Annotated in this window: 17 protein-coding genes, 1 pseudogene and 1 riboswitch; of the genes and pseudogenes, 11 read left to right on the forward strand and 7 right to left on the reverse strand. The window is 73.6% G+C overall.

Annotated features, from left to right (window positions below):
• Window positions 1-1,194: pseudogene (locus RBJ77_RS47045) on the forward strand (hypothetical protein); the annotation flags it as partial.
• Window positions 1,195-1,212: 18 nt separating this feature from the next.
• Here RBJ77_RS47045 and RBJ77_RS47050 read toward each other — a convergent pair.
• Window positions 1,213-1,920 (reverse strand): glycoside hydrolase family 75 protein, encoded by a 708-nt coding sequence (locus RBJ77_RS47050; protein ID WP_372350586.1) that lies wholly within the window; start codon window positions 1,918-1,920, stop codon window positions 1,213-1,215.
• 217 nt (window positions 1,921-2,137) lie between these two features.
• On the opposite strand from RBJ77_RS47050, the gene RBJ77_RS47055 reads away from it, so the two are divergent.
• The 3 genes from RBJ77_RS47055 to RBJ77_RS47065 all read left to right on the forward strand — a co-directional run bounded on the left by RBJ77_RS47055 (window position 2,138) and on the right by RBJ77_RS47065 (window position 5,030).
• The gene (locus RBJ77_RS47055; RefSeq protein ID WP_372350587.1) at window positions 2,138-3,130 is read left to right on the forward strand and encodes a fibronectin type III domain-containing protein; all 993 of its coding nucleotides are present in this window, start codon (window positions 2,138-2,140) and stop codon (window positions 3,128-3,130) included.
• A 152-nt stretch (window positions 3,131-3,282) separates the two neighbouring features.
• A complete protein-coding gene (locus RBJ77_RS47060; protein WP_372350588.1) occupies window positions 3,283-3,786 on the forward strand; it encodes a hypothetical protein in 504 nt (167 codons plus the stop codon).
• Window positions 3,787-3,947: 161 nt separating this feature from the next.
• Window positions 3,948-5,030 (forward strand): Gfo/Idh/MocA family protein, encoded by a 1,083-nt coding sequence (locus tag RBJ77_RS47065; protein ID WP_372350589.1) that lies wholly within the window; start codon window positions 3,948-3,950, stop codon window positions 5,028-5,030.
• Between the two features lie 180 nt (window positions 5,031-5,210).
• Here RBJ77_RS47065 and RBJ77_RS47070 read toward each other — a convergent pair whose 3' ends face one another.
• The 3 genes from RBJ77_RS47070 to RBJ77_RS47080 all read right to left on the reverse strand — a co-directional run bounded on the left by RBJ77_RS47070 (window position 5,211) and on the right by RBJ77_RS47080 (window position 8,192).
• On the reverse strand, window positions 5,211-5,744 hold the full coding sequence (locus RBJ77_RS47070; RefSeq protein WP_372350590.1) for a PadR family transcriptional regulator: 534 nt from the start codon (window positions 5,742-5,744) through the stop codon (window positions 5,211-5,213).
• 62 nt (window positions 5,745-5,806) lie between these two features.
• A complete protein-coding gene (locus tag RBJ77_RS47075) occupies window positions 5,807-7,822 on the reverse strand; it encodes an FAD-dependent oxidoreductase (protein ID WP_372350591.1) in 2,016 nt (671 codons plus the stop codon).
• Between the two features lie 103 nt (window positions 7,823-7,925).
• Complete coding sequence (locus tag RBJ77_RS47080; RefSeq protein ID WP_372350592.1) at window positions 7,926-8,192, reverse strand: hypothetical protein; 267 nt, start codon at window positions 8,190-8,192, stop codon at window positions 7,926-7,928.
• Between the two features lie 101 nt (window positions 8,193-8,293).
• Here RBJ77_RS47080 and RBJ77_RS47085 point away from each other — a divergent pair, with 101 nt between their 5' ends.
• Window positions 8,294-8,752 (forward strand): MarR family winged helix-turn-helix transcriptional regulator, encoded by a 459-nt coding sequence (locus RBJ77_RS47085; RefSeq protein ID WP_372350593.1) that lies wholly within the window; start codon window positions 8,294-8,296, stop codon window positions 8,750-8,752.
• Here the strand turns inward: RBJ77_RS47085 and RBJ77_RS47090 are convergent.
• The gene (locus RBJ77_RS47090) at window positions 8,716-9,468 is read right to left on the reverse strand and encodes a GNAT family N-acetyltransferase (protein ID WP_372350594.1); all 753 of its coding nucleotides are present in this window, start codon (window positions 9,466-9,468) and stop codon (window positions 8,716-8,718) included. The two genes, RBJ77_RS47085 and RBJ77_RS47090, sit on opposite strands and share 37 nt — an antisense overlap.
• 301 nt (window positions 9,469-9,769) lie before the next feature.
• Between RBJ77_RS47090 and def the strand changes: the two genes are divergently transcribed.
• Window positions 9,770-10,411, forward strand: coding sequence for a peptide deformylase (def, locus tag RBJ77_RS47095; protein ID WP_372350595.1), 642 nt, complete (start codon window positions 9,770-9,772; stop codon window positions 10,409-10,411).
• Between the two features lie 3 nt (window positions 10,412-10,414).
• On the opposite strand, the gene RBJ77_RS47100 is transcribed toward def, so the two are convergent.
• A complete protein-coding gene (locus RBJ77_RS47100) occupies window positions 10,415-11,209 on the reverse strand; it encodes a VOC family protein (protein WP_372350596.1) in 795 nt (264 codons plus the stop codon).
• Between the two features lie 310 nt (window positions 11,210-11,519).
• Between RBJ77_RS47100 and RBJ77_RS47105 the strand changes: the two genes are divergently transcribed.
• Window positions 11,520-12,386 (forward strand): helix-turn-helix domain-containing protein, encoded by an 867-nt coding sequence (locus RBJ77_RS47105; RefSeq protein ID WP_372350597.1) that lies wholly within the window; start codon window positions 11,520-11,522, stop codon window positions 12,384-12,386.
• 3 nt (window positions 12,387-12,389) lie between these two features.
• Here RBJ77_RS47105 and RBJ77_RS47110 read toward each other — a convergent pair whose 3' ends face one another.
• Window positions 12,390-13,103: a class I SAM-dependent methyltransferase gene (locus RBJ77_RS47110; protein WP_372350598.1), complete on the reverse strand. Its 714-nt coding sequence runs from the start codon at window positions 13,101-13,103 to the stop codon at window positions 12,390-12,392.
• 334 nt (window positions 13,104-13,437) lie between these two features.
• Here RBJ77_RS47110 and rho point away from each other — a divergent pair, with 334 nt between their 5' ends.
• The 4 genes from rho to RBJ77_RS47130 all read left to right on the forward strand — a co-directional run bounded on the left by rho (window position 13,438) and on the right by RBJ77_RS47130 (window position 17,107).
• Window positions 13,438-14,568 carry a transcription termination factor Rho gene (gene rho, locus RBJ77_RS47115; RefSeq protein WP_372350599.1) on the forward strand — a complete coding sequence of 377 codons (1,131 nt, stop codon included), beginning with the start codon at window positions 13,438-13,440 and terminating at the stop codon, window positions 14,566-14,568.
• 31 nt (window positions 14,569-14,599) lie between these two features.
• Complete coding sequence (locus tag RBJ77_RS47120; RefSeq protein WP_372350600.1) at window positions 14,600-15,091, forward strand: GNAT family N-acetyltransferase; 492 nt, start codon at window positions 14,600-14,602, stop codon at window positions 15,089-15,091.
• 74 nt (window positions 15,092-15,165) lie between these two features.
• Window positions 15,166-15,672 carry an inorganic diphosphatase gene (locus RBJ77_RS47125; protein ID WP_372350601.1) on the forward strand — a complete coding sequence of 169 codons (507 nt, stop codon included), beginning with the start codon at window positions 15,166-15,168 and terminating at the stop codon, window positions 15,670-15,672.
• A gap of 72 nt (window positions 15,673-15,744) precedes the next feature.
• Window positions 15,745-15,961, forward strand: a riboswitch (cobalamin riboswitch).
• Between the two features lie 30 nt (window positions 15,962-15,991).
• Window positions 15,992-17,107: a HoxN/HupN/NixA family nickel/cobalt transporter gene (locus tag RBJ77_RS47130; RefSeq protein WP_372350602.1), complete on the forward strand. Its 1,116-nt coding sequence runs from the start codon at window positions 15,992-15,994 to the stop codon at window positions 17,105-17,107.
• Window positions 17,108-17,114: the final 7 nt, after the last annotated feature.

Here is a 17,114-nt window from a genome sequence, read left to right on the forward strand (position 1 = left end):
CTGACCGGCCGGGCCCGCACCCTGGCCGTCACGGGCCGCCTCGACCGGGCCAGGGCCCTGCGGGCCGAGGCGCTGGCGGCGGCCGGGGCGCTGGACGACCCGGAGCTGACGGCCGAGGTCCTGACCGCGTTCGACGTCCCGGCGAACTGGCCCCGCAACGACGACGAAGCGCTGTCGGCGCGGGTGGCGGCCGCGGCCGAGCGCACGCTGAGCGCCCTCCCGGGCGAGCGGGGTCCCGCCGCCGTGCGGCGCAGCGCGCTCCTCAGCACCCTCGCCCTCGAACTGCGCGGCAGCACCGGCCCTCGTGGTGCCGAGGCCGCCCGGGAGGCCGAGGCACTCGCCCGGGAGCTCGTCGGCCGCGGCGAGGCCGATCCCGCGCTGCTCGCCCTCGCGCTCGACGCGCGGTACCTGCACACCTTCCACCGCCCCGGCCTGGCCCCCCGAAGGGCGCTGATCGGTGAGGAGTTGGTGGCTCTCGGGGCCCGCCACACGCTGGTGACGTACGAGGTGCTCGGGCATCTGATCCTGGTGCAGACGCACGCCGCGCTCGGCCGTCTCGACGCCGCGGACCGGCACGCCGCGGCGGCCGACCGGCTGGGGGCGCGGCACGACCTGCCGCTGGTCGGCGTGTTCACGGCCTGCCATGCCGCTCTGCGGGCCGCCGTGCGCGAGGAGCCGACGGCCCGCGAGACGTTCGACGATGCGGTCGCCCGGCTCGACGCGAGCGGCATGCCCGGCGTCCGCGAGGGCCTCGCGCAGCTGGCCCGGCTGCCCCTCCCCCGCCACCGCTCTCCGGCTCGCCCTCAACACGGCCTGCCGGAGGGGGATTTCGGTCCGTACGAGCCGTGGGCCCGGGCCTTCCTGGAAGGGCGGGGGGCCGATGCGCTGCCTCCGTCACCCGGGGATCTGCTGACGGAGGCCCGGCTGTGCCTGGCGGCGGTCGCCGCCATCGACGGGGGCGACCGCGCGTCCGCCGAGCGGGTCCACGCCGAACTGCTGCCCGCGGCCGGGGAGTTGGCGGGGGCGGGCAGCGGGCTGTGCGCCTTCGGGCCGGTCGCGCTGTACCTGGGCGACCTGGACCGGTTCCTGGGGCGGCAGGAGGCGGCCCGCGCCCACTGGCGCCGGGCGCTCGACCTGGCCGGACGGGCCGGCGCCCGCGCGTGGGCGGCGCAGGCACGGGCCCGTCCGGGCTGAATCGGCTTTCTGCGCGCGTCAGTTGGCGCGGAGGAGTTTGCGTGCGGCCGCTTCGCCGACGGAGACGGCGGAGCGGTGGCTCTCGATGGGGCGGGCCGAGGCGCCGGGGAAGAGGATGTACGTAACGTCACCCCCTGCCCCGCCGCGCACCGGGTGCGGGTTGATGCCGAGTGCGCGGGCCGCCGCGTGGGACGCCTCGCCGATGAGGTCGGTGGGCCCCGTGTCACCGACCACGGCGTACAGGACCTTCCCCCGGTACACGAGCGCGGCGACGGTGCCGCCGCGGATGCCGGAGCGCGCCGGGTTCCAGATGCGGCTCGCGCCGGGGACGACCACGTAGGGGAGCTTCTCGGAGCTCAACTGCCGCCCGTCGGACTGCTGATAGGCGGTCGCGCCGAGGAACAGCGGGTCGGTGCGGCGGTTGCAGTACCGGCCGGGACGCCCGTCGCAGTCGATGTCGAGGTCGGCCTTCCAGTGCACCACGCCCTTCTTGCCGCACACGGGGACGTTCGCGCGCGCGCCGTCGTCGCTGCGGTAGCGGCCGTGCGAGATCTGGTGGCAGCCGCGGACGGCCGCGAGCAGGTCGGCGGCGCGGACGCCGCCCTCGCGGGCACTGTGCACGGCGGGCCGGGCGATGGGCTCCTGAGGGTCCCTCAGGGGAGCGGCCGCGGCGGGCAGGGACGCCGGGACGAGGAGGGCGGCGCCGCACGCGGCGGCGAGCGTCATGAAGCGAGGGTGCACGGGCAGTGGCCTTCGGTCGGGGACATCGACGGTCAGGGACAGCGGATGGACATACCCGTCCAATCTCGGACAGTCGGCCGGAGGCGTCCACCGGTCGGGGGCCGGACGTGGGGCCGGTTCGACCCGCACCCCCTCTTGATGAGGACCCGTCAGTCGTGCCATACAGGTCTGTACCAATTCGGTTCGAGCGGAAGGCACCGCCGTGCGACGCGTCCCCCCACGCACTCTGCTCCCCCACGCGGCCTGCGCCGCCGCGCTGCTGACGGTGGTGACCGGCTGCGGGCTGCTGTCCGACGGAGACGACGCGAGCGGCCCCGCCCTCTCCGCCCCGCTCGGCGTCACCGCGCAGGCCGGCAGCGCCACGTCCGTGCACGTGATGTGGAACCGCCCCACCAACCCGACCGACATCACCGGCTACGAGGTGTACCAGGGCTCCGAGCGCGTCAGGGAACTCTCCGCCGACCAGCACATGGTGGACGTCACCGGCCTGCGCCCGAAGTCCCGCTACGTGTTCACCGTGCGGGCCCGCGGCAAGGACGACACACTCGGACCGGCCGGCCGCAAGGTCACCGTCACCACGCCGGCCGCCGTCGCCGCCGACCGCTCCGCGCCGACCCGGCCGACCGCGCTGCGCGGCACCGTGGCCGGCGGCCGGGCGGTGTCGCTGTCGTGGCGGCCGGCGACGGACGACAAGGGCGTCGTCTCGTACGACGTCTACCAGGGCACCACGAAGATCCACAGCGTCGGCGGGACGGAGACGCGGGCGCTGCTGACCGGGCTGCGTCCTGGCACCGCCTACGCGTTCCGGGTCCGGGCGCGGGACGCCGCCGACCACACCTCGCCGCCGAGCGACGTCGTCCGGCTGACCACCGGAGGGGGCAAGGACGAGGGATCCGGCACCGCACCGGACGACTTCCGGGCCACCGCGCGCCGCGCCGACGGCGCGTACTACCTCGACCTGGCGTGGACGCCGCCGCGCACCGGCGGCGAGGTCCCCGCGTACCAGATGTACCTGGACGGGAAGCAGGCGACGACGGTGGCGTGGGGCGAGAGCGCCCCGCAGGACGCGGCGAAGTACAGCTTCTACGTCGGCGAGGAGGCGGGCGCCCGGTACCGCGTCAAGATCCGGGCCCAGCTCCCGGACGGCACGTGGGGCGCGTTCTCGCCGGAGCGCACGGTGGTCACGGGCGGGTAGGGCCGGACGGCGGAACGCGTCACCTGCCCGGCCCCGGCCCGCATGCGGGGCCGTCCGCACGCACGTTGAGTGTGCGTCAGGCAGCACGGGCTTTGCCTACTCGGGCGGGGCACGGGATGTACCGCCTCCCGTGCCGCCGGAGGGCAGACACCATGCGTACCACGTTCATACTCGCTCGCTCGGGCCTCACCGTCGCCGCCGCGGCCGCGCTGCCGCTGACCCTCGGCGCCTCGTCGGCGCACGCCGACGGGATCACCGTCACCACCACCGGGTCCACGGTCGTCGCCTCGACGAGCTCGTGCCCCGGCGAGGCGAACGGCTCGCTCCTCTCACCGGGGCAGGCCGACTTCGCGCAGGGCAAACAGCAGTCGCTCGAATCGGGCCGGGCCACCTGGCTCGGCGTCAGTTCGGGCACCTATACGGTCGTCGTCGTGTGCAAGGGCGGCAGCCCGTCCTTCACCCAGTCGGTGACCGTCTCCGCGGCCCCGACCATCTCGGCGACGTCCAGCCCGATCGGCGGCGTCCGGGGCGGTCTCGGCGGTGCCGCCGAGGACTTCGGCCCGCTGACGCTCGCCGCGGGCGGCACGCTGGTGGCCGCCGCGGTGGTCGGCGGCGCCTGGTACCTGCGGCGCAGGGGAGCCGGTCAGCGCGTCTGACGTCCCCGCCACGACCGCCGCCGTCCGGGCCCCGGGCGGCGGCGGTCGTGCGTGCAGGCCCTCTTGTCGGCGCGGCGCGCCTCGGCTTTGATCGTGGACCGGGAACTGACCGATCGTCCGCGAACGACCTGGGGGGCAGCGTGGGTTCGGGTCCGGTGGGAGTGGCCGTCGTCGGGGCGGGTGTGATCAGCGAGCAGTACCTGCGGACGCTGTCCGGGTTCTCGGACGTGCGGGTGCTCGCGGTGGCGGACCTCGACACGGGGCGCGCCGAGACCGCGGCGCGGGCCCACGGCGTGCCGGTCGCCGGTGATCTGGCCACGGCGCTCGCGGTGCCCGAGGTCGAGCTCGTGGTGAACCTGACGGTGCCCGCCGCCCACGTCGAGGTGGCGCTGGCGGCGCTGCGCGCGGGCCGGCACGTGTACGGCGAGAAGCCGATCGCGCTGCTGCCGGGCGAGGCGGAGAAGCTGCTCGCGGAGGCGGCGGAGCGCGGCCTGCTGGTGGGCAGCGCTCCGGACACGTTCCTCGGGGCGGGCCTGCAGTCGGCGCTGCGGGCCGTGGCGGCGGGGACGATCGGCACGCCGGTCGCGGCGTCGACGGCGCTGCGCAGTCTGGGTCCCGAGCGCTGGCACCCCTCCCCCGCCTTCTTCTACCAGCCGGGGGCGGGGCCGCTGTTCGACCTCGGCCCGTACTACCTGACGGCGCTCGTGGCGCTCTTCGGCGGTGTCGAGCGGGTCGCGGGGTCGGTGCGGCGGGCCAGGGACGAGCGGGTGGCGGGGGCCGGTCCCGAGGCGGGCCGGGCGTTCCCGGTGGCGGTGCCGACGCACGTGTCGGCGCTGCTGGACTTCGCGTCGGGCCCGACCGCGACGTCGGTGTTCAGCTGGGACTCGGCGCGGCCGCAGGTGGGCTTCGAGGTCGTCGGCACGGAGGGCACCCTGGCGGTGCCCGACCCGAACACGTTCGGCGGCCCGCTGCGGGTGCGCGCCAACGGCGCGGACGACTGGGCCGAGCTGTCCGTCGGCGGCCGCACGGACGGGCGGGGCCTGGGCGTCGTCGACCTGGCCAGGGCGATCCGGTCGGGGGCGGCGCCGCGCGCGTCGGGCGCGCTCGCGCTGCACGTCCTGCAGACGATGGCGGCGGTGACGGACTCGGCGGCCCGCGGCGAGTTCGCCCGGCTCCCCGACCGCGTGCCGTCGCCGGAGCCGCTGCCCGTGGACTGGGATCCGACGGCGGCGACGCTGGGCTGACCGGTCCCAGGGCCTGTCGGCACACTCCCGTCGTCGCCCGGAGGGCGGCCCCGCGGTGTCTGGTGCGTGCGATCGCAAGGCGCCGGAAGGTCCTGGTGGCGGAGCTACCCGGGCCTTTCGGCAACGCCGCGAGCGTGCGTGCCAGGCACCGCGGAGCAGACGGGAGTATGACGACGGGCCCTAAGGCCGCTCCAGATCGGCGAGCGTCCGCTCGATCCACTGCACCCAGAACGTCTCCAGGTCGATGCCCGCGCGCAGCACGGCGTGCTGGAGCCGGTCGGGCACCGTGTCCTTCTCCGGCGGGAAGTCGCGCTCGTCGATCTCCAGGTACGTCGCCAACTTCCGCCGGTGCAGCTCCAGATGGCGGCGCAGGTCCTCGTCGATGCCGTCCGTGCCGACGACCGCGGCGGAGCGCAGCCGGAGCAGGAGGGGGTCCCGCAGCGGTTTGGGGTCCTGGGGTTCGGCGGTCCAGCGGGCGAGTTCCGCACGGCCTTCCGGCAGGACCTCGTACACCTTCTTCTGCCCGCGGGCCGGCGCCCGGGCCGGCAGTTCGCGGATGAGGCCGTCGCGCTCCAGTCTGCCCAGCTCGCGGTAGATCTGCTGGTGCGTCGCCGACCAGAAGTAGCCGATGGACTTGTCGAACCTGCGGGTCAGTTCGAGACCCGACGACGGCTTCTCCAGGAGGGCCGTGAGGATCGCGTGCGGGAGTGACATGTCGACAGAGTAGGTGAGGGCGGTCACGCGGCCGGCGGGCCCGGCCACGTGACCACCCGGTCTCAGAGGGCCGCCGCCACCTCGGTGCCCTGCTTGATGGCACGCTTGGCGTCGAGCTCGGCGGCGACGTCGGCGCCGCCGATCAGGTGCGGGGTGCGGCCCGCGGCGAGCAGCTCGTCGTAGAGCGTGCGCTGCGGCTCCTGTCCTGCGCACAGGACGACCGTGTCGACGGGGAGCAGGGACTTCTCGCCGTCGACGGTGATGTGCAGGCCCGCGTCGTCGATCAGGTCGTACGTCGCACCGGCCACCATGGTGACGCCGCGGTGACGCAGTTCGGTGCGGTGGATCCAGCCCGTGGTCTTGCCGAGTCCCGCGCCGACCTTGGTCGTCTTGCGCTGGACGAGGTGGACCTGGCGCGGGGGTGCGGGGCGCTCGGGCTTCGCGAGGCCGCCGCGGTCGGCGTAGTCCATGTCGACGCCCCACTGCCGGAAGTACGTGGCCGGGTCCAGGCTCGCCTTCTCGCCGTCGTCCGTGAGGTACTCGGCGACGTCGAAGCCGATGCCGCCCGCGCCGATGATGGCGACGCGCCCGCCGACGGGCGCCTTGTCGCGCAGCACGTCGAGGTAGCCGACGACCTTGGGGTGGTCGACGCCGTCGATCGCCGGGGTGCGCGGGGCGACGCCGGTGGCGACGACGACCTCGTCGTACGCGTCGAGGTCGGTAGCGGCGACGCGCGTGTTCAACTCGACGGTGACGCCGCGCAGTTCGAGCTGCGTGCGGAAGTAGCGCAGCGTCTCGTCGAACTCCTCCTTGCCGGGGACCTGGCGGGCGACGTTCAGCTGCCCGCCGACCTCGGCGGCGGCGTCGAACAGGGTCACGTCGTGGCCGCGCTCGGCGGCGCTGACGGCGCAGGCGAGACCGGCGGGGCCCGCGCCGACGACGGCGACGCTCTTCTTCAGCCGGGTCGGCGTCAGCACGAGTTCGGTCTCGTGGCAGGCGCGCGGGTTCACCAGGCAGGAGGTGATCTGGAGGCTGAAGATGTGGTCGAGGCAGGCCTGGTTGCAGCCGATGCAGGTGTTGATGGTGTCGGAGCGGTCGGCCGCCGCCTTGTTCACGAACTCGGGGTCGGCGAGCATCGGGCGGGCCATGGAGACCATGTCGGCGGCGCCGTCGGCGAGCAACTGCTCGGCGAGTTCGGGGGTGTTGATGCGGTTGGTGGTGACGAGCGGGATGCTCACCTCGCCCATGACCTTCTTGGTGACGAAGGTGTAGGCGCCGCGCGGCACGGAGGTCGCGATGGTGGGGATGCGGGCCTCGTGCCAGCCGATGCCGGTGTTGATGATGGTCGCGCCGGCCGCCTCGATCTCCTTGGCGAGCTGCACGACCTCCTCCAGGGTGGAGCCGCCGGGGACCAGGTCGAGCATCGACAGCCGGTAGATGACGATGAAGTCGGGGCCGACGCGCTCGCGCACGCGCCGCACGATCTCGACGGCGAACCGGATGCGGTTCTCGTAGGAGCCGCCCCAGCGGTCGGTGCGGTGGTTGGTGGCGGCGACGATGAACTCGTTGATGAGGTAGCCCTCGGAGCCCATCACCTCGACGCCGTCGTACCCGGCGGCCCGGGCGAGTTCGGCGGCGCGGGCGTAGTCCTCGATGGTCCGCTCGACCTCGTCGTCGGTGAGGGCGCGCGGGACGTGGGCGCTGATCGGCGCCTGGACGGCGCTCGGCGCGACGAGGCCGTGGTGGTGCGCGTACCGGCCGAAGTGCAGGATCTGCATGGCGATCTTGCCACCCGCGGCGTGCACGGCGTCGGTGACCTCGCGGTGCTGCTCGGCCTCCGCCTCGGTGGTCATCTTGGCGCCGCCCTCGAAGGAGCAGCCCTCCGCGTTGGGGGCGATGCCGCCGGTGACCATGAGGCCGACGCCGCCGCGGGCGCGGGTGGCGTAGAACTCGGCCATGCGTGCGAAGCCGTTGGGCGCCTCCTCCAGACCCACGTGCATCGAGCCCATCAGGACGCGGTTGGGCAGCGTGGTGAAGCCCAGGTCGAGCGGGGCGAGAAGGTGCGGGTAACGGCTCATGGGGCCCTCCGTGCGCGGCGAACGTCACGTCAGTTGTAGACGACCCCGACTCGCTTTTGCAACAAGTTGCATAAGAGAGCTGCGCCACGCCGCGGCAGACCGGTCAGTCCCCCGCGACCTCCGCCACCCAGCCGTACGGAAGCTCCTCGCCGTCCACCGTCACGGCCTCCACGGTGCCGGTGGCCGGGTCGATGTCGGCCGCCACGCCTTCGCCCTCGTAGCGGGGGTAGCCGGACTCACCCTCCTCGCCGGTGGCCACGACCGGTACGGCGCGCAGCGGGTTGCCGTGGTCGGGGCGGCCCTCGGCGTCGGTCAGGCGGGGCTTGAGGACGAGGGTGCGACGGTCGGGCACTTCGGGCTTTTCGCTCATGTTCGGGAGGCTAGTGCGGAGCGCCGGGAGCCGCCCGTCGCGCCGCCCACGACCGGCCACGCGGGTTGTAGAGTGCAACCAGCGCAGGAAAGGACCTTGCCGTGGCAGAGCACGACCGTGCGGACGACCGGGAGTCGGCCGTGGAGACCATTCAGCGTGAGCTGACGTCCTTCGCCCGGCGTGCCCGGGCGACGGCCGCACGCATGCACCCCGAGCTGTCGCTCGTCTCGTTCACCCTGCTCAGCCATCTCGACGAGCAGGGCGGCTGCCGGGCCACCGACCTGGCCGCCCACTACGCGCTCGACAAGTCGACGGTCAGCCGCCAGGTCTCCGCCCTGGAGCGGGCCGGCCTGGTCGCGCGGCGCGTCGACCCGGACGATCACCGGGTCCAGGTGCTGCACCCCACGGCGGCGGGCGCCGAGATCCTCGCGCAGGTGACCGTCAGCCGCCGGCAGATGTTCGGGGAGCGCCTCGCGGACTGGGCCGAGGACGACCTGACGCGCTTCGCCCGGTACCTGGAGCGCTACAACGAGGCGTCCCGCGCGGCCGACGAGGCCTGAGCCACGCGCGCCGTGCGGAACCGGGTGGTGCGGCGCAGCCGGAAGCCGAGCGACTCGTACAGCCGGATGGCGTTCACGTTGCCCTCGCCGGTGTGCAGGAACGGGGTCTCGCCGCGCTCCTGGATCCCGGCGGCGACGGCCCGCACCAGCCGCCCCGCGAGGCCCTGGCCGCGCTGGGCGTCGTCGGTGCACACGGCGCTGATCTCGGTCCAGCCCGGCGGGTGCAGCCGCTCCCCCGCCATCGCGACGAGCGCGCCGCCGCGCCGGATCCCGAGGTAGGTGCCCAGCTCGACGGTGCGCGGCAGGAACGGTCCCGGCCGGGTCCGCGCCACCAGGTCCAGCATCTCGGGCACGTCGGCCGCGGTGAGCCGGACCGCCTCGGGGTCGTGGGCCGCGTCCACCGCCACCCCGACGAGCTGCACCCCCGGTATGTCGGCGGTCAGCTCCCAGCCGTCGGGCACGTCGAGGGCGACGCCCGGCAGCGGCACCTCCCCGGGCCCGGCGAGCGCGGCGAGATCCGCCCAGTCGGCGGGGCCCGGGTCGTCGGGCAGGGCGAGCCACGGCGAGACGTCGACCGGGTAGCGCAGCACCCGTCCGCGCCGCTCCGCGAGATGGGCGTGCGGCCCGGTCAGGGCGGCGTACGCGGGGTTGTCCAGCGGATGCCGGCCCGGCTCCCGGGCGGTCGCGCCCCCGCGCTCCTCGTACGTCTGCGTCATCCGGACTCCCTCGCCGCGCGGTCGCTCTGCCTGCCCGCCCACCAGGGCGGCCACATGATCGAACCATCGGTCCGGGAGTCCGTATTCCGGCGCGCGCACCGTGTTCACGAGGTCGCAACGCGTTCACACGCCCGCAATGCCGCCGCACGGTTCGCGACGGACGCAGGGTTCACGATGGACGCACGGTTCGCAACGGACGCAGGGTTCACGATGGACGCACGGTTCGCGACGGACGCAGGGTTCGCGACGGACGCACGGTTCACGATGGACGCACGGTGATCGTTCTTGGCATGCTGGCGCGATGCCGTCCACGCCACTGAGTGATCACGTCGAGGCCCTGCTGACGAGCGGGCTTCCGCTGCCGATCGTCGCCGCGGGCGACCCCGTCCTGCGCCGGCCCGCCGAGCCCGTCGACGGGCAGCTGCCCGACGGGCTGCTCGCCCGGCTCGCCGAGGCGATGCGCGTGACGATGCGCGCGGCGCCCGGCGTGGGCCTCGCCGCGCCGCAGATCGGGGTGCCGCTGCGGCTCGCGGTCGTCGAGGACGCGGCGACCGTGTCCGACGAGGTGCGGGCGGCGCGCGGCCGGCTGCCGCAGCCGTTCCGGGTCCTGGTCAATCCGTCGTACGAGGCCGTGGGCGAGGGCAGCGCGGCGTTCTACGAAGGGTGCCTGAGCGTGCCGGGCTACCAGGCCGTGGTCACCCGGCACGAGCGGGTGCGGCTGCGCGCCCTCGACGAGCTCGGCCGTCCCGTGGACGAGGAGTTCGCCGGGTGGCCCGCCCGGATCGTGCAGCACGAGACGGACCACCTGAACGGCACCCTGTACCTGGACCGCGCGGAACCGCGCTCCCTCGCGTCCACGCAGTCGGTGCGGGAGCGCTGGGCGCAGCCCACCCCGCACCTGGCCGCGAAGGAGCTGGGGTTCTCGCTGCCGGAGTCCGGCTGACCGTCAGTCCAGCGACGGCATCTCGCCCTTCGCGGCGGTGACGTCGATGACGGAGAACGCGGCGCCCTGCGGGTCACCGACCGCCGCGAACCGCCCGAAGGGGCTGTCCATCGGCCCGAAGTGCAGCTTCCCGCCGAGGCGTTGGACGGTGGCGACCGCCGCGTCGCAGTCCTCGACGACGAAGTACACGTTCACGTACGACGGCACGTGCTCGGGGAACTCGTCCGTCATCTGCATCCGGCCCAGGTACGGCTGGCCGCCGAGCTGCCATACGGTGAAGTCGACATGCTCGTCCGCCATCTTCTTGACGTCGTACGGGAAGACCGACGTGAAGAACGCGTCGGTCTTCGCGGCGTCACGCGTATTGACCTCGGCCCAGCAGAACGCGCCGGGCTCGTTGACCTTCTCGAAGCCGGCGTGGGAGCCGGGCTGCCAGACGCTGAACCAGGTGCCGCCGGGCTCCTGCGCGGTGACCATCGTGCCGAAGTCGCCGACCTGCATCGGCTCCATGGCGAGGGTGCCGCCCGCGCTCTTGATCTTCTCCGCGGTGGCCGCGGCGTCCGCCGTGGCAAGGTACAGGTTCCAGGCGGCCGGCACGGCTTCCATGCCGGGCATCTGCGGCGACAGCGCGGCGACGTGCTTGCCGTCGGCGGTCTTCGCCTGCGTGTAGTTGCCGAACTCCTCGGCGCCCGAGTCGTAGTCCCAGCCGAACAGCTCGGCGTAGAAGGACTTCGCCGCCTCCAGGTCGGGGAACATGGCGTCGGCCCAGACGGGCGCGCCTTCGGGTTGAGCGGGCATGACGCGACACCCTTCCTTCGGGATCGCCGGACACGACGGGGCCCGGCGGGTACGCGTCCACGCTAGGCGCGCCGGACGGAGTGCGCGATCCGTGCGGAAAGGTACGTCTCCCCCACCTGCTCCGCGAGGCGGGCGAGCGGCTCGCCGGGTCGATCGCGGCCGACCGCTTCCGACCGCTTCCGACCGCGGCACGTCCGCACCGGCCGCACCCTGCGTCCCGCACCCGACATGATCGGGCACAGGATGTCGGGTCCGGCAGGATGCCTCCTGCCTAACGTGGTGACCGCACCACAGGAAGGAGGGACCGGACGTGCTGGAGCGCCTCAACCAGGCCCTGGAGTACATCGAGGGCCGCCTCGACGAGGACGTCGACGTGGCCGACCTGGCCCGGATCGCGGCGACCTCCGAGTACCACCTGCGCCGGATGTTCTCCGCGCTCGCGGGCATGCCGCTGTCCGAGTACCTGCGCCGCCGCCGGCTGACCGTCGCGGGCGCCGAGGTGCTCGCCGGGCGGGACTCGCTGCTGGAGATCGCGGTGCGGTACGGCTACGGGTCGGGCGAGGCGTTCGCCCGGGCCTTCCGCGCCGTGCACGGGGTCGGGCCCGGCGAGGCCCGGCGCACCGGCGCGGCGCTCGTCTCCCAGCCCCGGCTCTCCTTCCGCCTCACCGTCGAGGGGAGCAGCAGCATGCGCTACCGCGTGGTGGACCGGCCGGATCTCACCGTCGTCGGATTCAAGGCCCGGGTCCCGCTGGTCCACGCGGGACCGAACCGGGCGATCATCGACTTCGTGCGCGGTCTCGACCGGCAGGCCGTGGAAGGCCTGGCGAAGGCGTCGGACCAGGAGCCGCACGGCATCGTCGCGGTCTGCGACGATCTGGACCCGAGCCGCGCCGAGGGCACCGAGCTCGACTACTGGCACGGCGTGCTCACGTCCGCGCCCCCGCCCGCGGGCACCGAGGTCCTGCCCGTCGCGGCCGGCACCTGGGCCGTGTTCACGGTGTCAGGTCCCGCACCGCAGGCCATCCAGGAGCTGTGGCGGGACGTCTTCACGCAGTGGTTCCCTTCGAACCCCTACCGCAGCCGCCCCGGCCCCGAGATCCTGCGCACCCGGCTGTCCGCGGACGGCACCGAGGCGGACGCCGAGCTGTGGCTCCCGGTGGAACGGGAAGGTGTCTGACGGCTACGCCCGGCGCGTCGCCACCACGAGCCGGCAGCGCGGACTGCCGTCGGGGCGCTCGCCGAGCTCGGGCAGCGCCCGCAGCGTCACGTCGAAGCCGGCGCGCGTCAGCTCCCGGCGCACGTCGCCGAACCGGAACGCCCGGTAGTACATGACGAACGGCGGGCGCCACAGCGCGTTGCGCACCCGCATCACCGTGTCGAAGCCGAGCATCGCCCAGTAGCCCCTCGATCCCGGCCGCGCGGGCGCGGGCATCGGGAAGGCGAACTGCCCGCCGGGGCGCAGGACCCGGTGCACCTGCGCGAAGAGCGCCGGATGCTGCTGGGGCAGGAAGTGGCCGAACGCGCCGAAGCTGACCACCAGATCGAAGACGGGCCCGAAGGGGAGGGCGAGGGCGTCACCGCGCACGTACGAGGCGGTCGGCTCGCCCCGCCCGGCGACCTCCAGCATCCCCGCGCTGAAGTCGACCCCCACGGCCCGCTCCGTACCGACTTCGCGCAGCACCCCGAGCCCGGCCCCGGTCCCGCAGCACAGGTCGAGCCCGGTCTCGTACGGGCCGAGCTCGCGCAGCACGCGGGTGACCGGGGCGAGGACGGCGTCGGGGGTGCGGAACGGGGTGTGGTCGAACTTCGGGGCGAGCAGGTCGTAGCCGCGCTCGACGGACGACAGCGCCTGGACGGCCAGCTCGCGGAGGGTGGGGCCCTGGGGTGTGAACATGGCGGATCAGCATAGTGACGGCGGTCGGCCGAAATCCGGTCTTGCCGCGCACCGGGGGTGTGGTGGTACTCTCGCTGTGGCACGTGTGTACGCCCCTTCTGAGGCGCCGGTGCCGATCCACCTCTCTCAGCGCAGGACCTCCCGCCGCTCTCCGGCCGGTGTCACCGCGCGCATCGTTCCTGGTCAGCAGGTTTCGACGGGCTCTTGCCCGGCTTGCCCCCAGGCCCTCTCCCGGCCACCGAGCGTGACACATCCGCTCCCTCCAGTCGCCGGATTCCCCACCCCTTCCCTGCCCGCGTACGACACGACGTCCGCGAAAGGACCGTGACCGACCATGACCACCACCTTCGAACCCCCCACCACCACAGCACCCCCCAAGGCGCCCGTCCGCGCCGCCGGCATCCTGGACACCGGCGCCAACGGGAACGGATTCCTGCGGACGGGAGACCTGCTCCCCACTCCGGACGACGTCCAGGTCCCCGCCCGGCTCATCCGCCAACTCGGCCTGCGCAAGGGCGACTTCGTCACCGGAGTGTGCGGGCGGCCGCACACGCTCACCGAGGCCGAACCCGTCGGCGGCGCCCGCACCCGGCCGCACTTCGCCGACCTCACCCCTCTCCACCCCGCCGAACGGCTGCGCCTGGAGAGCCCGGTGAGCGGGCTCACGGGCCGCGTCGTCGACCTGTTCGCGCCCGTCGGCAAGGGGCAGCGCGGCCTGATCGTCGCGCCCCCGAAGACCGGCAAGACGGTGCTGCTGCAGCAGCTCGCGGCGGCGGTCGCCGTCAACCACCCCGAGGCCCACCTCATGGTGGTGCTCCTCGACGAGCGGCCCGAGGAGGTCACCGACATGCGGCGCTCCGTGCGCGGCGAGGTGCTCGCCTCGACGTTCGACCGCCCGGCCAAGACCCATGTCGCGCTCGCCGAACTCGCCGTGGAGCGCGCCAAGCGCCTCGTCGAGCAGGGCCGCGACGTGGTGATCCTGCTCGACTCGATCACCCGGCTGTGCCGCGCCCACAACAACGCCTCCGCCAAGGGCGGCCGCACGCTGTCCGGCGGCGTCGACGCGGCGGCGCTGCACGGCCCGAAGCGACTGTTCGGCGCGGCGCGCAACACCGAGGAGGCGGGGTCGCTGACCATCCTGGCGACGGCCCTCGTCGACACCGGGTCGCGCGCCGACGACTACTTCTTCGAGGAGCTCAAGAGCACCGGCAACATGGAGCTCCGCCTCGACCGCACCCTTGCCAATCACCGCGTCTTCCCGGCCGTCGACATCACGCCGTCGGGCACGCGCCGCGAGGAACTCCTGCTGCCCGCCGCCGAGTCGGCCGCGGTCCGCGGCCTGCGCCGCGCCCTGCAGAGCCGCGACGGCCAGTCCTCGTACGAGGCGCTGCTCGACAAGCTGCGGCACTCCCCGGACAACGCCGCGTTCCTGCGACAGGTGCATTCGACGGTCCCCACGGGGTGACCACACCCCCGGGATGCGTAATACTCGTCCTATGACTTCGAGCATTACACGTCCGGGGCGGGGCCCGGCCGTGGCGATCCGTCCGGCCACCGCGCGCGACGCCAAGCGCCTCACCCGGCTCGTCCGCGGCTCCCGCGCCTACGAAGGCCCGTACGCGGCGATGGTCGAGGGGTACCGGGTGGGCCCGGACTACATCGAGACGCACCGCGTGTTCGTGGCGGTGGACACGGCCGACGACCGGGTCCTCGGTTTCTACGCGCTGGTCCTCGCGCCGGCCGAGCTGGACCTGATGTTCGTCGCGGACGCGGCGCAGGGGCTCGGCATCGGCCGGCTGCTCGTCGCGCACATGCGGACCGAGGCGCAGGCGGCCGGTCTCGACCGGGTCCGTGTCGTCTCGCACCCGCCCGCCGAGGGCTTCTACCGCAGCATGGGCGCGCGGCGCACGGGCACCGCGCCCGCGCGCCCGCCGGCCGTCGCCTGGGACCGGCCCGAACTCGAATTCGTCATTCCCCCCGCCGCCTGAGGGGTTCCGCCCTCGCCGCGCACGGCGCACACTCGGGTCCAACGAGCGGGCAGCAATGGGGCAAGGAGGCCACATTGGGCGGCAGTGACGCGCGCGACGAGGCGTTCGACGTGATCGTGGAGATCCCGCAGGGCTCCCGCAACAAGTACGAGATGGACCACGAGTTGGGCCGGATCCGGCTCGACCGGATGCTGTTCACGTCGACCCAGTACCCCGCCGACTACGGCTACGTCGACGGCACGCTCGGCGGCGACGGCGACCCGCTGGACGCGCTCGTGCTGACCGGCGACGCCACGTTCCCCGGCTGCACCATCGAGTGCCGGGCGATCGGCATGTTCGTGATGAGCGACGAGAAGGGCCCGGACGAGAAGATCCTCTGCGTCCCCGCGCACGACCCGCGGCACGCGTCGGTCCGGGACATCGAGGACATCCCCGAGTTCGACCGGCTGGAGATCACCCACTTCTTCGAGGTCTACAAGGACCTGGAGCCCGGCAAGTCGGTGGACGGCTCCCACTGGGAGGGCCGGGACATGGCGTACGAGGAGATCAGGCGGGCCCGGAGCAGGTCCGGCGGCCGGTGACGCCCGGCTCGCCCCCGATGTGATCTTGCCTACCCGTACGGGGTCCGGCTGCGCGGGCGGCGCCCGGGCCGCCTAGGGTGGGCGGGCCGTGGTGTTCGGGAAGACCGGTGACAGCCCCTCAGGGGGCCGAGTCCGGAGCGGCCCTCGCCACTGTGATCGGGTTCCGGACCCCCAGGTCCGGAGCGCACCGCTCCACCCGTGCCACTGGCTGCCGCCCGGCAGCTGGGAAGGCAGGAGCGGCGGCGCACGCCCGTAAGCCAGGAGACCGGCCACGGCATCTCACGAAGTGATCCACGAGGTGCTGGAGCGTGACCGCCGTATGACCCTGTCCGCGAACTCCCCCGCGCGGCCCACCGGGCCGAACCCCGACTTCCGCTGGCGCCGTGAGGACACCGTGCGCACCGCGGGCCTCATGGCCGTGATCCTGGCCCTGCACGTCGTCGCCTTCGGCGTGCTCTTCCTGCTCGTCGTCCCCGGCCACTACGAGGTCGACGACAAGGCGTTCGGCATCGGCCTGGGCGTCACCGCGTACACCCTCGGCATGCGGCACGCCTTCGACGCCGACCACATCGCCGCCATCGACAACACCACCCGCAAGCTGATGGCGGACGGCAAGCGTCCCGTCTCGGTCGGCTTCTGGTTCGCGCTCGGCCACTCCAGCGTGGTCGTCGCGATGGCGGCGCTCGTCGCCGGCGGCGCGGCCCTGGCCGGCACGCTCATGGACGACGACTCGCGCGCCCACCAGGCGCTGGGCGTCGTCGGGACGACGGTCTCCGGGACGTTCCTCTACCTCATCGCCGCGCTCAACCTCGTCGCCCTGGCCGGCATCCTGAAGGTGTTCAGGTCGATGCGCGCGGGATCCTACGACGAGACGGAGCTCGAACAGCACCTGGATTCCCGGGGGTTCATGAACCGCGTGCTCGGCCGCTTCACCCGGTCCATCACCCGGCCCGGGCAGATGTACCCGCTCGGCTTCCTCTTCGGCCTCGGCTTCGACACCGCGACCGAGGTGACGCTGATGGTGATGGCGGGCAGCGGCGCGGCGGCGGGTCTGCCCTGGTACGCGATCCTGTGCCTGCCGCTGCTGTTCGCCGCGGGCATGAGCCTGTTCGACACCCTCGACGGCACCTTCATGAACTTCGCCTACCAGTGGGCGTTCGCCAACCCGGTGCGCAAGGTGTTCTACAACCTCACCATCACGGGCCTGTCGATCGCGGTCGCGTTCTTCATCGGCACCATCGAACTCGTCGGCGTGCTGCACGAGAAGCTCGACCTGACGGACGCGGTGACCGGCTGGATCGCCGCACTCGATCTCGACAACGTCGGCTACGTCATCGTCGGCCTGTTCGTCGTCGTGTGGGCGGCGGCGATCGCCTACTGGCGCCTGGCCAAGGTCGAACAACGCTGGTCGGCGCGGCTGGCCGACGGCGCCTAGCGCCACG

The organism is Streptomyces sp. KL116D (assembly GCF_030766975.1).
GTDB lineage: Bacteria > Actinomycetota > Actinomycetes > Streptomycetales > Streptomycetaceae > Streptomyces > Streptomyces longispororuber_A.

What these genes read in the sequence shown, in the direction of transcription:
- RBJ77_RS47070 (WP_372350590.1), bottom strand. Translation starts at nt 5,744, where the DNA reads ATGTCACTCCCGCACGCGATCCTCACGGCCCTCCTGGAGAAGCCGTCG.
- RBJ77_RS47110 (WP_372350598.1), bottom strand. Translation starts at nt 13,103, where the DNA reads ATGTTCACACCCCAGGGCCCCACCCTCCGCGAGCTGGCCGTCCAGGCG.
- RBJ77_RS47060 (WP_372350588.1), top strand. Translation starts at nt 3,283, where the DNA reads ATGCGTACCACGTTCATACTCGCTCGCTCGGGCCTCACCGTCGCCGCC.
- RBJ77_RS47075 (WP_372350591.1), bottom strand. Translation starts at nt 7,822, where the DNA reads ATGAGCCGTTACCCGCACCTTCTCGCCCCGCTCGACCTGGGCTTCACC.
- RBJ77_RS47100 (WP_372350596.1), bottom strand. Translation starts at nt 11,209, where the DNA reads ATGCCCGCTCAACCCGAAGGCGCGCCCGTCTGGGCCGACGCCATGTTC.
- RBJ77_RS47120 (WP_372350600.1), top strand. Translation starts at nt 14,600, where the DNA reads ATGACTTCGAGCATTACACGTCCGGGGCGGGGCCCGGCCGTGGCGATC.
- RBJ77_RS47050 (WP_372350586.1), bottom strand. Translation starts at nt 1,920, where the DNA reads ATGACGCTCGCCGCCGCGTGCGGCGCCGCCCTCCTCGTCCCGGCGTCC.
- RBJ77_RS47080 (WP_372350592.1), bottom strand. Translation starts at nt 8,192, where the DNA reads ATGAGCGAAAAGCCCGAAGTGCCCGACCGTCGCACCCTCGTCCTCAAG.
- rho (WP_372350599.1), top strand. Translation starts at nt 13,438, where the DNA reads ATGACCACCACCTTCGAACCCCCCACCACCACAGCACCCCCCAAGGCG.
- def (WP_372350595.1), top strand. Translation starts at nt 9,770, where the DNA reads ATGCCGTCCACGCCACTGAGTGATCACGTCGAGGCCCTGCTGACGAGC.
- RBJ77_RS47130 (WP_372350602.1), top strand. Translation starts at nt 15,992, where the DNA reads ATGACCCTGTCCGCGAACTCCCCCGCGCGGCCCACCGGGCCGAACCCC.
- RBJ77_RS47090 (WP_372350594.1), bottom strand. Translation starts at nt 9,468, where the DNA reads ATGACGCAGACGTACGAGGAGCGCGGGGGCGCGACCGCCCGGGAGCCG.